A 13,273-nucleotide genomic window follows, 5' to 3' on the forward strand; every position below is an offset into this window, starting at 1 on the left:
CAAATCCTAGGTGCAGCCTATTCCGGCCGACGCGCGGCGCCGTCGCGACCCGGCAAGCTCCAAGAATCCGTCAGGGAAGGCTATCCCCGACGACGCAGGCGCTGCACGACGGGTCGCACGACGGCACCGAGTTCCGGGTTGCGCGCCAGAACGAGAACCCCGAAGTAGACGGCGGCCATGACCGAGCCGATCAGCGCCATCGAGACGAACGCGGTGAACGGATTAGAGACCGCGTAACCACCTTCGGTGGTTCCACCCAGTGCGAACAGGAGCGCCACACCCACTCCCGCCGCCGGCACGGAGGCAAGCAGGAATACCGCATAGCGCCGGAGGATGCGGGTCGCGTCGATCGCGCCCAGGCGCCGTCGCAGCACAGCCGCGGCGAGGACGGCCTGGGCGGAACCGGCTATGGAGGTTACAAGGGCGACGCCGACGGCGATCCATGACTTGTCCCAGTTGAGCCCCACGATGAGCGCGCCGATCACGAACAGGACGGACTGGAAGACCTGCAGGAAGAACGGGGTGCGGGTGTCGCCGAGCGAGTAGAACGTGCGCTGGATGACGAACAGGATGCTGAACGGGACGAGTCCGACCAGGTATGCCATCACGACGACCGCCATGTCTTGGACGTCGGCGAAATTGCGGGCGAACACAGCGCTGAAGGGATAGGCAAGCACCACGAGCCCGATGGCCGCGAAGACCATGACGAGCCCGATCGAACGCAGCGACGAGGAGAAGTCGTCGCGAACTCCGCCGAGGTTTCCGTCGTGGGCATGCCCGCTCATGCGCGTGAAGTACGCGGTTGCGATCGAGACGGCGACGATCGAGTGCGGCAGCATGAAGATGAGCCAGGAGAGTCGCAGCACGGCCACTGACGCGTCGTCGCTGCCGCCGGCGCTCGTGGCGACGATGCTCTGCACGAGCCCGGCGAGCTGGGTGACGAGGATCATGCCGAACACCCACGCCGCGGCCTTGCCGGTGGCGCCGAGGCCGACACCGCGCCAGCGGAAGTCGGGCCGGTAGGTGAGCCCGGCACGGCGCCAGAAGAAGAACAGGGCGAGCCCCTGCACGGCGATGCCCACGGTCGCGGAGCCGGCCAGCAGGGTGATCATCGGACCGGTCCAGGTGGAGGCGTCGCGATGCGCCGGGTCTCCCCCGAAGGCGGCGATGAAGACGAGCATTCCCGCGATCGCGACGAGGTTGTTGAGAACGGGGGTCCAGGTGAACGGGCCGAAGATCTTCCGCGCGTTGAGCACCTCTCCCAGCAGGCTGTAGATGGCGTAGAAGAGCACCTGCGGCAGGCACCAGTAGGCGAACGCGGTCGCGAGCGCCATCTCGTCGGGCGTGAATCCGTTGGCCCCGTCGGGAGACTGCAGGGCGTACAGGCTGACGAGCCAGGGGGCCGCGACCGTGCCTGCCACCGCGGCGAGCACGAACACCGTGAGCCCGAGGGTGACGAGGCGGTTGATGAACCGCTGCCCGCCGTCGTCGTGCAGGCTCGCCCTTACGATCTGGGGAACCAGGACGGCGCTCAGCAGGCCGCCGGCGATGATCGCGTAGATGTTGTTGGGCAGCTGGTTGGCGAGCGCGAAGGTGTCGGCGCCGGCTCCCTTGGTGCCGATCGCCTGGGCGAGGATCGCCGCACTGGCGAAACCCAGCACCCGGGACACGACCGTGCCCGACGCGAGAAGGGCGGAGGCCCTGCCGAGCCCGCCACCGGCATCCGTCGTCGTCACTCCGCCGCATCCTCTGGCGTGTCCACCGCGGTGTGCTCCGCCGCGAGCCGCACCTTGCGCGCCCGGCTGCGGCGCACCACGAGGCGGGCGATGCCGAAGGCGAACACGGCGAAGACCAGGAAGCCGAGGGCGACCGTGATGGGCGTCTCCCAGCCGGCGTAGACGTTGATCTTGACCGAGGTCGGTGTGCCGATCGGAACTCCGGTGCCGCTCGTGACGGCCACGGAGATCTGCGCGGTTCCGTTCGAGATCGACTGCACCGGGATCTGCACCCGCTTCTGCGAGTCCGGCTCGATCGTGACCGCGACCGAGGGCTGCTCGATCTCGAGCAGCGGAGTCGGAGCGGTGACGAGGACATTCACGGTGACCGGCTGGTTCAACGAGTTCTTCACCGGCACCGGCAGCGACGCCCGGTCGGCGAACAGGTTGATGTCGCTGCTCTTCACCACGCGCACCGCATTGTGCAGCTCGACCGATTCGGCGTTGTAGAGGTCGATGGCCGAGCCCCAGCCGCCGGGATAGGTGTTCCAGCTGGTCGACATGGTGGCGAGCAGGCGTAGCCGACGCTCCCCCGTGATGAGGGCGGGATTCTGGGCGACGGTGGCGAAGCTGGCGTCGGATGCCTCGGTGGCCAGCAGCGACGCGGCGGATGCGACGCGGGCGGGGGTCTGCGGACGCTCGACGATCGTGGCGGGGCTCGGGGGAACGGCGAGCGTCGCGCTGAACGGGGTGAGGTCTGTGCTCGGCAGCGCCTCGATGGCGTCGAGCGTTATGCGGAGCTTCGTCGCGCTGCCCAGGCTGCCCCGGTCGAGCGCGAGCACGGTGGTCGCACCGGCCGGGCCACCCTCGAGCGCGCTGGCGTCGAGCGCGGCCTGCAGCAGCCCGACCGTCGACTGCCAACCCTCGGTCGTGGGCGCCTCGACCGCTTCGTTGAACAGCGTCGACAGCGGGTCATCCGTCACCACCGTCGACGACTCGGCCACCGTGGCGGTGGCCTGTCCGCGCTCCGAGCGCTCGAGGTTGCCGGAGCTGAGGATCGTCGTCGTGAAGCCGCTCGCGCCGATGACGGCGAGGTCGCTCGCCATCACCGTGCCGGCGACGGGCCAGGCGATCGTCGGGACCGTGTAGTCCCAGGCCACCAGGCTCTCGGCCGTGGGCAGTTGCGGGGCAGCGCTGGCGCTGGGGCTGGGCGTCGGGCTCGGCGTCGCGGTGTCAGCGTCGCCGTCCGTGGCGACGGTCGCGAACCGGGCCGGGTCGATCGCGTAGTCGAACGAGGTGGGCGTCAACACCGTGGGAGACCCGGCCTGCGTGGCGACGGTGATGTCTGCGTCGGCGTAGCCGAGGGCGAAGGTCTGGTTCGTCGCGCCCTCGAGCCGTTCGAGCCAGTCGATGGCCGTCTGCGGGGCCTCGGTGCCGAGCACCCGGATGGAGGCGAGGATCATCGGGTCGATGCCGATCGCGACCGCGGTGTCGATGACCGCGTCGAGGTCGCGGGTGAGGGCGCCGGTGGGCGACGTGTAGAGGGAGAGGGCGTTCGCGTCGATGAGGCCGGTGCGGGACTCGGGCGCGGTGAGCGCGTAGATCGCCGAGACGCGGGCGACACCGGCCGGGTCGCCCGGGGCTGCCACCGCGGCCGGGGAGGCGAGGGTGGCGGCGAGCAGCGCCGTAACGGTCGCAATGACCGCTGTGAGGGGTCTTAGCGGCACGGGCGAACTCCTGAGGATCGCTTGGCCATCATGGGGAGAGTCTATTCTCTTGGCTATGGAGAGCGTCGCTACGGCACTACACAGACTGGGCGAACTCGCAGAAACCCGGCATATTTCCCGACTCGCGAAGGCTTTCGCCGCGGCCGGACACGAGCTCGCGCTCGTCGGCGGACCGGTTCGCGATGCGTTTCTCGGCCGGCCCGTCAACGACTTCGACTTCACGACTAGTGCGACCCCCGACGAGATCCTCGCGATCGTCGCGCCGATCGCCGACGCCCACTGGGACATCGGGCGGGCGTTCGGAACGATCGGCGCCCGTTTCGCCGGTGACACGGTGGAGATCACCACCTATCGCACCGACGCATACGACGGCGAGACCCGTAAACCGGTGGTCGAGTTCGGCGACTCGCTCGAGGGAGACCTCGTGCGACGCGACTTCACCGTGAACGCCATGGCGCTACGGCTGCCGCAGCTGGTGCTCGTCGACCCGTCCGGCGGCGTCGAGGACCTCATGGCACGTCGCCTGACGACCCCGGGAGCGCCCGAGGTCTCGTTCGGAGACGACCCGCTGCGGATGCTGCGTGCCGCACGGTTCACGTCGCAGCTCGGCTTCACGGTCGACGAGCCGACCACCGCCGCGATGGTCGCCCTCGCCGACCGCCTGCCGATCGTCAGCGTGGAGCGCATGAGCGACGAGCTGTCGAAGCTGCTCCTCACCGACGACCCGGTGCCCGGCCTGCGCCTGCTGGTCGACACGGGCCTCGCCGAGGTCGTGCTGCCGGAACTTCCCGCGCTGCGTCTCGAGGTCGACGAGCACGCCCATCACAAAGACGTCTACGAGCACAGCCTCACGGTGCTCACCCAGGCCATCGGGCTGGAGAAGTCGCGCCCCGGCATCGAGGGCCCCGACCTGATCCTGCGCCTCGCCGCCCTGCTGCACGACATCGGAAAGCCGCAGACCCGCCGCATCGAGGGCGGCGGCGTCGTCACGTTCCACCACCACGACGTGGTCGGGGCGAAGCTCGCCACCAAGCGGCTCAAGCACCTGCGGTTCGACAAGGAGACGATCGGCTCGGTCGCGAAGCTCATCGAGCTGCACCTGCGGTTCTTCGGCTACTCGGAGGGCGTCTGGACCGACTCCGCGGTGCGCCGCTACGTGCGCGACGCCGGACCGCTGCTCGAACGCCTGCACATCCTCACCCGCGCCGACGTCACGACCCGCAACGTGCGCAAGTCGGACCGGCTCTCGTTCGCCTACGACGATCTGGAGACGCGCATCGCCGAGATCGCCGAGGCGGAGGGCATCGCGGCCGTGCGCCCCGATCTCGACGGAGAGCAGATCATGGCGCTGCTGGGCCTCTCCCCCGGACGCGAGGTCGGTGAGGCCTACCGCTACCTGCTCGAACTGCGGCTCGACGAGGGGCCGCTGGGGCGGGATGTCGCGGAGCAGCGCCTGCGTGAATGGCACGCTGCTCGACACGTCGGCCCCTGACCTTGTCGAAGGGAGCCCGTCGGAGGGACGTTCCCGCGCTCCGGCAGGCTCAGCGGCCGGGCGTCAGGCCGCGTCGGTGATGAACCGCTCCAGCAGCTCACGCGCCACCGGATCGGGGTACTGCACCGCCGGGCTCTTCATGAAGTAGGCGGACGCCGCCTCGACCGGGCCGCCGAGCCCTGCGTCGAGTGCGATCTTCGCGGCACGGATGGCGTCGATGACGACTCCCGCGGAGTTGGGCGAGTCCCACACCTCGAGCTTGTACTCGAGGCTCGTCGGCGCGTTGCCGAAGCCGTGCCCCTCGAGGCGCACGTAGGCGAACTTGCGGTCGGTGAGCCACGGCACGTGGTCGCTCGGACCGATGTGCACGTCGTCGGCGGGCAGGTGGGCGGCGATGTTGCTCGTCACCGCCTGCGTCTTCGAGATCTTCTTCGACTCGAGGCGTGAGCGTTCGAGCATGTTCTTGAAGTCCATGTTGCCGCCGACGTTGAGCTGGTACGTGCGGTCGAGAACCAGCCCGCGCTCCTCGAACAGGCGGGCGAGCACCCGGTGCGTGATCGTCGCTCCGAGCTGGCTCTTGATGTCGTCGCCGACGATGGGCACTCCGGCCGCGGTGAACCTGGCCGCCCACTCGGGGTCGCTCGCGATGAACACGGGGAGGGCGTTGACGAAGGCGACTCCCGCGTCGATCGCGGCCTGCGCGTAGAATTTCGCCGCCTCGTCCGAGCCGACCGGGAGGTAGCAGACGAGCACGTCGGCTCCGCTGTCGCGAAGTGCCTGGGCGACGTCGACCGCGGGCGCATCCGACTCCTCGACGACCTCTCGGTAGTAGACGCCGAGTCCGTCGAGGGTGGGGCCGCGCTGCACCGTGACACCGGTGGCCGCGACCTCGGCGAAGCGGTAGGTGTCGTTCTCGCTCGCCCACATGGCCTCGGAGAGATCCACCCCGACCTTCGCCGCGTCGACGTCGAACGCTGCGACGAAGCTCATGTCGCGAATGGAATGCGGCCCGAAACGCGTGTGCATGAGTCCCGGCACGACGGAGGAGTCGTCGGCGGAGGCGTAGAAGGTCACGCCCTGGATGAGTGCATTGGCGCAGTTGCCGACGCCGGCGATCGCGATCCGGATGGTCATGTGCTGTAGTGCTCCTTGAGAGATGGTGCCCGTACTGACTACACTAGGCAGGTTGCCCCGGTTCATTTGGCCAGGGCACACGTCAACACCCTCCTGCCACAGATCGTCTGTGGCCGTAAAGTCCGAAGGAGGTGGGTTAGTGACGAATCAGTACGAACTCATGGTCATCCTCGATCCAGAGATCGACGAGCGCACCGTGGCTCCCAGTCTCGACAAGTTCCTCAACGTCATCCGCAACGATGGTGGATCCATCGACAAGGTTGATGTCTGGGGCCGTCGTCGTCTCGCTTACGAGATCAACAAGAAGGCCGAAGGCATCTACGCCGTCGTCAACTTCACGGCGTCGCCCGCAGCGACGGTCGAGCTCGACCGCCAGCTGTCGCTCAGCGAAGCCGTAATGCGCACCAAGGTGCTGCGTGCCGAAGAGGGCTTCGCCCAGGTCGCTGCCGCCAAGAAGGCATCCGACGAGAAGGCAGCCCGCAAGGCAGCCGCGCCGTCGAAGGCCGCTCCTGAGGCCAAGGCCGCTCCCGAGGCGAAGGCCGTCGCCAGCGACGCCAAGCCCGCCGCTGCTCCCGCAGCAGCAGAAGCCACCGCCGAGTAATCATGGCCGGCGAAACCATAATCACGGTTGTTGGCAACCTCACCGGAGACCCCGAGCTGCGTTACACGCAGACCGGACTCGCGGTTGCCAACTTCACGATCGCTTCTACTCCGCGCAATTTCGATCGCGCGACCAACGACTGGAAAGACGGAGATGCTCTCTTCCTGCGCGCAAGCGTGTGGCGTGAGTTCGCCGAGCACGTCGCGGGATCCCTCACCAAGGGTTCGCGCGTCATCGCTACCGGTCGCCTGAAGCAGCGTTCGTATGAAACCAAGGAAGGCGAGAAGCGCACGAGCATCGAGCTCGAGGTCGATGAAATCGGCCCGTCGTTGCGCTACGCCACAGCCCAGGTGACTCGTGCAGCTTCTTCCCGCGAAGGCGGCGGCGGAGCACGTGGTGGGTCACAGCAGAGCCAGGTTGCCGAAGAGCCGTGGGCCGCAAGCGCGCCCGCAGCCGATGCAGCAGGCGACGTGTGGAACACGCCGGGCAACTACACAGACGAAACGCCCTTCTAGGCGCTCACGTAACTTTTAGGAAAGAAGAAAACCCATGGCTGGAAAGAGCAGCGGCGACCGCCGCAAGCCGATCCGCAAGGGCAAGGACGGCAAGAACGCCGCTCCTGCCAAGTCGATCCGCGTCGGCGTCATCGACTACAAGGATGTCGCAACGCTTCGCAAGTTCATCTCCGACCGCGGAAAGATCCGCGCTCGTCGTATCACCGGTGTCTCCGTCCAGGAGCAGCGTCTCATCGCCCGTGCCGTCAAGAACGCACGCGAGATGGCACTGCTTCCCTACGCCGGCTCAGGCCGTTAAGGAGCATTGATATGTCTAAGTTGATCCTCACGCACGAGGTCACCGGCCTCGGTGCTCCCGGAGACGTCGTCGACGTCAAGAACGGCTTCGCTCGTAACTACCTCATCCCCCAGGGCTTCGCCGTGGCGTGGACCCGCGGTGGCGAAAAGCAGATCGAGTCGATCAAGGCCGCGCGCTCCGCTCGCGAGCACGCCACCCTCGAAGAGGCACTCGACCTGAAGGCACGCCTTCAGGCCACGAGCGTCACCCTCAAGGTCAAGACCGGAGACGGTGGCCGCCTGTTCGGTTCCGTCAAGACGTCCGACATCGCTGAGGCGGTGGCGGCTGCCGGTCTCGGCGGCGTCGACAAGCGCAAGATCGAGCTGTCTGCACCCATCAAGGTGACCGGCACGCACGAGGCGACTGTTCGTCTTCGTGACGACCTCGTCGCGACGATCACCCTCTCGGTGGTCTCCGCTAAGTAGTTCGCTCAATCGGGTGGTAGCAGCGCACCGGAAGGTGCGCCGCTGCCACCCTTTTTGCGCTCAAAGTCAAGACCTTTGTACACAGGCACCGACAAAAATCCTCAACCTTCAACGTCTACTCCATACATGTTTCTACACACGCCATGTGAAAAGTAAAAGTGCTGGTCGGATAGGTTTTACGGTACCAAAGTCATAAGTTACTAACAGACCAGTCCACAGGTTGCCCACACAACTCCCGGCGTTTCACCCGTATATTCCACAGGCTTGTCCACAGGGGGAGTTGGCGGCCCTCCGCGCACGTCCATATCGTGAGTCGCCGGGTGGAGTTCTCGTCGGCCAGCGCCGACGACAAGGGGCTGGGACTCACAACGGAGCCGCGCCGGCTGGTGCGGCCGGAGTGTCGTCTGCCTGCGTTACAACTTGAAGCAACAACACGAATGGGAGAAGTCACGTGTCTATTGCACACCTCGGACTCGCTGGCGATCAGGCCCGCACTGAAAGCCGGGGCGGCGACCGTGACCGCGTTCCCCCGCACGACCTCCTTGCCGAGCAGAGCGCGCTGGGCGGCATGCTGCTGAGCAAAGACGCCGTGGCCGACGTGGTCGAGGTGGTGCGCGGCGTCGACTTCTACATTCCCAAGCACGAGATCATCTTCGACGCGATCCTCTCCCTGTACTCCCACGGCGAACCCACCGACGTGATCGCCGTCACCGACGAGCTGACCAAGACCGGCGAGCTCCAGCGCGCGGGCGGCGCCGAGTACCTGCACACGCTCACGGGCCTCGTACCCACCGCCGCCAACGCCGGCTTCTACTCGCTCATCGTCACCGAGAAGGCGGTGCTGCGCCGTCTCGTCGAGGCCGGAACACGCATCGTGCAGATGGGTTACGCCAGCGAGGGCGAGGTCGTCGACCTCGTCAACAACGCCCAGGCCGAGATCTATGCCGTCAACGGCGGCGTCGAGAGCGAAGACTACGTACCGCTCTCCGACGCGGTGACAGCGGCCGTCGACGAGATCGAGGCCGCCAAGGGCCGCGACGGACAGATGATCGGCGTGCCCACCGGTTTCGCCCAGCTCGACGCCCTCACCAACGGCCTGCACCCCGGCCAGATGATCATCCTGGCTGCCCGCCCCGCCATCGGTAAGTCGACGCTCGCCCTCGACTTCGCGCGTGCCGCTGCGATCCACCACGACATGCCTGTCGTCGTCTTCTCGCTCGAGATGGGGCGCAGCGAGATCGCCATGCGACTGCTGTCCGCCGAGGCATCCGTCCCCCTCCAGTCCATGCGCAAGGGCACCGTGCACTCGCAGGACTGGACGACGATCGCGCAGACCCGCGGCCGCATCAACGACGCGCCGCTCTACATCGACGACTCCCCCAACATGACGCTCGTCGAGATCCGGGCGAAGTGCCGTCGGCTCAAGCAGCGCGTCGGCCTCAAGATGGTCATCATCGACTACCTGCAGCTCATGACCAGCGGCAAGAAGGTCGAGTCGCGCCAGCAGGAGGTGTCGGAGTTCTCCCGTGCCCTGAAGCTGCTCGCGAAGGAGATCGGCGTGCCGGTCATCGCCATCAGCCAACTGAACCGTGGGCCCGAGCAGCGTGCCGACAAGAAGCCGGCGCTCTCCGACCTCCGCGAGTCCGGGTCGCTCGAGCAGGACGCCGACATGGTGATCCTGCTGCACCGCGAGAGCGCCTACGAGAAAGACAGCGCCCGCGCCGGCGAGGCAGACCTCATCATCGCCAAGCACCGCAACGGCCCCACCGACACGCTCACCATCGGCTTCCACGGCCACTTCTCGCGCTTCGTCGACCTGCCGCCGGGGGCGTAGGACCGCCGAACCGGCATAGGCACGCGGGCCGTGTGCGGCTGGCGGCTCGACGTGCGACTCTTGCTGCATGGATCTCGAGGTGGCGCCCGGCCTCACCATCCCCGCGGCAGAGCTCCGGTGGAGGTTCTCGCGCTCGTCGGGACCGGGCGGACAGCACGTCAACACCTCGGACAGCCGCGTTCAGCTGACCTGGAGCCCGGCGGAGTCGCTGGCGCTGACCGAGGAAGAGCGGGCGGCGATCACCGCCGGGCTGGGGCGCCGTCTGGTCGCGGGGGCGATCACCGTGACCGTGTCAGAACAGCGGTCACAGCTGCGCAACCGCGAGGTCGCCCTCGACAACCTCGCCGCCCTCGTACGCGCAGCGCTCGCCCCGCCCGCGGCCGCACGCCGGGCCACCCGCCCGACGCGGGGCTCGGCGAGGCGTCACCTCGCCGCGAAACAGCTGCGGTCGGCGACGAAGCAGCGGCGGCAGCGCCCGACCGACGATTAGTGCGAGTGCGGCGTCCGACCACGCGGGCGCACAGGCGGCCTCCTGCCGGGTGGCGTAAAGTTGAGACGAGCCCGTCGGAAAGAGGTCGCTCCCGTGTCTTCCCCTGACGATCACACCCTTCACGCCGCGCGCTACTGGCCGTGGGTGCTGCTGCGCGCGCTGCCCGCCGCAGCCGTCGCGGTGTTCATCACCTTCAGCGCCGACCACTCCACGGTGCTCGGATTCATCATGTTCGGAGTGCTCGCCCTCGCCAGCGGTATCGTCGTTGCGCTCGGGGCGGTCCTCGCGCTGGAGGCAGGCGTGGTGCGCTGGTGCTTCCTCGCCCAGGGCGCGATCGGAGTCGTCGCGGGCATCGTGGGGCTCGCCTTCTCGGGCGCGGGCATCGGATTCCTGATCTTCCTGCTCAGCGGCTACGCGGCGCTCACCGGTTTCCTCGAGCTGTACAGCGGCCTCCGCAGCCGGGGGCGCCTCGACTCGGCCCGCGACTGGCTGTTCGCCGGCGGCCTCACCGTGCTGTTCGCGGTCGCAGTGCTGCTCGTGCCCGCCGACTACTCGCAGCCGTTCACCGGACCGGACGAGGTCGAACGCGCGCTGACGGCATCCATTGTTCTCGTCGGACTCCTCGGTGCCTACGGCGCCATTCTCGGGGTCTATCTCGTAATAGCCGGGCTGAGCCTCAAATGGGCCAACCGGACGGTGGCGGCTCCAGCCGCGGAAAGCGGCAGTTAACGTGGCAAAACCCAGTAGGAAAGACCGCACCAGGCCGGTCGAGCTCCTCGTCTTGTCGGGCGTGATGGCCGTCTTCACCGGGCTCATCGTGCTGATGTCGACGCGCGACATCGTGCTGTCGCTGATCTTCCTCGGCATCGCGTTCATCGTGGTGCTCGTGATCCTGGCGATGCTCGTGCTGGCCGTGCGCCCCGACGGCGAGGAGCTCACCGACCTCGACGAGCAGAACCACCCCGAGGGTCACTGAGCCCGGCCTCCACGACCCCGAACGGCTACAGTTCGGGCGTCGGGCTGCAGCGCGCGCTGCAGCCCGACGCCCAGGAAGTAGCCCCACCGAGCCGGGGCGAACCGGGCGGAGGCCCTACTTGGCGATGAAGTCGACCAGGTCGCTCGCCAGGCCGGCGTAGCCTGCCGGGGTGAGGGTGCGCAGGCGGTCCTTCGCCTCCTGGCCGATGTCGAGGGCGTCGATGAACTCGACGAGCTCCTTCTGGCCGATGCGGCGGCCGCGCGTGAGCTCCTTGAGCATCGCGTACGGGTCGCTGATCGAGCTGCGGCCCGCGGTGATCTCGGCGCGGATCACCGTCTGGATCGCCTCGCCGAGGATCTCCCAGTTGCCGTCGAGGTCGGCGGCGAGAGTCTGCGTGTCGATGCTGAACTCGCTCAGGCCGCGGCCGAGGTTGTCCATCGCGAGCATGGAGTGGCCGACCGCGACGCCGACGTTGCGCTGCGTCGTGGAGTCGGTGAGGTCGCGCTGCAGGCGCGAGGTGACGAGGGTCTGCGACAGCGACTCGAGCAGAGCGCTCGACAGCTCGAGATTCGCCTCGGCGTTCTCGAAGCGGATCGGGTTGATCTTGTGGGGCATCGTGGATGACCCGGTGGCCCCGGCCTGCGGGATCTGGGTGAAGTAGCCCATCGAGATGTAGGTCCAGATGTCTGTGCACAGGTTGTGGAGAACCCTGTTGGCGTGGCTCATGCGCTGATAGAGCTCGGCCTGCCAGTCGTGCGACTCGATCTGGGTGGTGAGCGGGTTCCAGTCGAGCCCGAGGCCCGTCACGAACTCGCGCGAGATGACCGGCCAGTCCTGGCTCGCGTCGGCGGCGACGTGCGCGGCGAAGGTGCCGGTCGCGCCGCTGAACTTGCCGAGGTACTCGGTGCCCTCGATCTGGGCGAAGATGCGCTCGAGCCGGTAGACGAAGACGGCGAACTCCTTGCCGACGGTCGTCGGGGTCGCCGGCTGGCCGTGCGTGTGGGCGAGCATCGGCACGTCGCGGTGCTCGACCGACAGCTCACGCAACTTCTCGATGATCCCGGCGAGCCGCGGCATCCAGACCTCGCGTACTGCGGAGCCGATCGTGAGCGCGTAGGAGAGGTTGTTGATGTCCTCGCTCGTGCAGGCGAAGTGGGTGAGCTCGGCGATGTCGTTGAGTCCGAGGTCGGAGAGCTTGTGGCGCACCAGGTACTCGACGGCCTTCACGTCGTGGCGGGTCGTCGCCTCGAGGGTCGCGAGCTCGTCGATCTCGGACTGGCCGAAGTCGGCGGCGAGGGCGCGCAGCGCGTGGGCCTGCTCGTGGCTGAGGCGCGACGAGCCGAAGAGCTCGTGGTCGGTGAGATACAGCAGCCACTCCACCTCGACGTGCACGCGGGCACGGTTGAGACCCGCCTCGGAGAGAAACTCACCGAGCCCGGTCACCGAGGCCTTGTAGCGGCCGTCGAGCGGGCTGAGGGGCTGTTCTGGCAGTGGACTCATTTGACACCCTGGATTCCTGGTTTGATCTGGTCGAAAAGTGCCGAACTGGCGTGCTCGATCATAAGAAGGCTCTGGTCGAAGAACGCCGCGTCGGAGTAGTACGGGTCGGGCACGTCGAGCTGGCTCGACTGGTCTTTGTCGAAGGTGAGCAGCAGCTGCACCTTCGAGCGGTCGTGGTCTGTCGTCGCCCACGCCTTGAGAATGCGCTCCTGGGTGTGGTCGAAGACCACGACGAGGTCGAGCTCGCCGAACCAGTCCGGGTCGAACTGCTTGGCCCGGTGGCGGGAGCCGTCGTAGCCGCGCTGGGCGAGCGCGTCGAGGGTGCGTTCGTCTGAGCGCTCCCCCACGTGCCAGTCGCCCGTGCCCGCCGAGGTGACGCCGATGCGGCCCTCGAGTCCCGACCTCTTGATCAGGTCGGTGAAGACGACCTCGGCCATCGGCGAGCGGCAGATATTGCCGGTGCAGACGAAGCAGAGTCTGAAGAGCGCCGACTCGTCGAAGATGCGCTCGAAACTCATTGGCCCATT

Annotated in this window: 13 protein-coding genes and 1 pseudogene; 9 read left to right on the forward strand and 5 right to left on the reverse strand. The window is 67.5% G+C overall.

Annotated features, from left to right (window positions below):
• Nucleotides 1-80 precede the first annotated feature (80 nt).
• Both murJ and ABIE21_RS16645 read right to left on the reverse strand, forming a co-directional pair.
• On the reverse strand, nucleotides 81-1,736 hold the full coding sequence (murJ, locus tag ABIE21_RS16640) for a murein biosynthesis integral membrane protein MurJ (protein ID WP_354025972.1): 1,656 nt from the start codon (nucleotides 1,734-1,736) through the stop codon (nucleotides 81-83).
• Entirely contained in the window at nucleotides 1,733-3,442 is a 1,710-nt protein-coding gene (locus ABIE21_RS16645) for a DUF6049 family protein (RefSeq protein WP_354025973.1), read from the reverse strand. The genes murJ and ABIE21_RS16645 overlap by 4 nt, the downstream gene beginning before the upstream one ends.
• Before the next feature lie 55 nt (nucleotides 3,443-3,497).
• Here ABIE21_RS16645 and ABIE21_RS16650 point away from each other — a divergent pair, with 55 nt between their 5' ends.
• A complete protein-coding gene (locus ABIE21_RS16650) occupies nucleotides 3,498-4,934 on the forward strand; it encodes a CCA tRNA nucleotidyltransferase (RefSeq protein WP_354025974.1) in 1,437 nt (478 codons plus the stop codon).
• A gap of 63 nt (nucleotides 4,935-4,997) precedes the next feature.
• On the opposite strand, the gene ABIE21_RS16655 is transcribed toward ABIE21_RS16650, so the two are convergent.
• Nucleotides 4,998-6,068 carry an inositol-3-phosphate synthase gene (locus ABIE21_RS16655; protein ID WP_354025975.1) on the reverse strand — a complete coding sequence of 357 codons (1,071 nt, stop codon included), beginning with the start codon at nucleotides 6,066-6,068 and terminating at the stop codon, nucleotides 4,998-5,000.
• A gap of 139 nt (nucleotides 6,069-6,207) precedes the next feature.
• Here ABIE21_RS16655 and rpsF point away from each other — a divergent pair.
• The 8 genes and pseudogenes from rpsF to ABIE21_RS16695 all read left to right on the forward strand — a co-directional run.
• A pseudogene (gene rpsF / locus ABIE21_RS16660) lies at nucleotides 6,208-6,573 on the forward strand (30S ribosomal protein S6); the annotation flags it as partial.
• A gap of 98 nt (nucleotides 6,574-6,671) precedes the next feature.
• Nucleotides 6,672-7,184 (forward strand): single-stranded DNA-binding protein, encoded by a 513-nt coding sequence (locus tag ABIE21_RS16665; protein WP_354025976.1) that lies wholly within the window; start codon nucleotides 6,672-6,674, stop codon nucleotides 7,182-7,184.
• 34 nt (nucleotides 7,185-7,218) lie between these two features.
• Nucleotides 7,219-7,482 carry a 30S ribosomal protein S18 gene (gene rpsR, locus ABIE21_RS16670; RefSeq protein WP_184239658.1) on the forward strand — a complete coding sequence of 88 codons (264 nt, stop codon included), beginning with the start codon at nucleotides 7,219-7,221 and terminating at the stop codon, nucleotides 7,480-7,482.
• Nucleotides 7,483-7,493: 11 nt separating this feature from the next.
• Nucleotides 7,494-7,946, forward strand: coding sequence for a 50S ribosomal protein L9 (gene rplI / locus ABIE21_RS16675; RefSeq protein WP_354025977.1), 453 nt, complete (start codon nucleotides 7,494-7,496; stop codon nucleotides 7,944-7,946).
• A 451-nt stretch (nucleotides 7,947-8,397) separates the two neighbouring features.
• Nucleotides 8,398-9,780, forward strand: coding sequence for a replicative DNA helicase (gene dnaB / locus ABIE21_RS16680; protein ID WP_354025978.1), 1,383 nt, complete (start codon nucleotides 8,398-8,400; stop codon nucleotides 9,778-9,780).
• A gap of 67 nt (nucleotides 9,781-9,847) precedes the next feature.
• On the forward strand, nucleotides 9,848-10,270 hold the full coding sequence (arfB, locus tag ABIE21_RS16685; RefSeq protein ID WP_354025979.1) for an alternative ribosome rescue aminoacyl-tRNA hydrolase ArfB: 423 nt from the start codon (nucleotides 9,848-9,850) through the stop codon (nucleotides 10,268-10,270).
• A 93-nt stretch (nucleotides 10,271-10,363) separates the two neighbouring features.
• Nucleotides 10,364-10,999: a hypothetical protein gene (locus ABIE21_RS16690; protein ID WP_354025980.1), complete on the forward strand. Its 636-nt coding sequence runs from the start codon at nucleotides 10,364-10,366 to the stop codon at nucleotides 10,997-10,999.
• Nucleotide 11,000: 1 nt separating this feature from the next.
• Nucleotides 11,001-11,246, forward strand: a complete 246-nt coding sequence (locus tag ABIE21_RS16695) for a hypothetical protein (protein ID WP_354025981.1) — start codon at nucleotides 11,001-11,003, stop codon at nucleotides 11,244-11,246.
• A 114-nt stretch (nucleotides 11,247-11,360) separates the two neighbouring features.
• On the opposite strand, the gene purB is transcribed toward ABIE21_RS16695, so the two are convergent.
• Nucleotides 11,361-12,746: an adenylosuccinate lyase gene (purB, locus tag ABIE21_RS16700; protein ID WP_354025982.1), complete on the reverse strand. Its 1,386-nt coding sequence runs from the start codon at nucleotides 12,744-12,746 to the stop codon at nucleotides 11,361-11,363.
• On the reverse strand, nucleotides 12,743-13,264 hold the full coding sequence (locus tag ABIE21_RS16705) for a low molecular weight protein-tyrosine-phosphatase (protein ID WP_354025983.1): 522 nt from the start codon (nucleotides 13,262-13,264) through the stop codon (nucleotides 12,743-12,745). Before ABIE21_RS16705 ends, purB begins: the two co-directional genes overlap by 4 nt.
• Between the last annotated feature and the right edge of the window lie 9 nt (nucleotides 13,265-13,273).

This window comes from Conyzicola nivalis (assembly GCF_040548875.1).
GTDB lineage: Bacteria > Actinomycetota > Actinomycetes > Actinomycetales > Microbacteriaceae > Conyzicola > Conyzicola nivalis_A.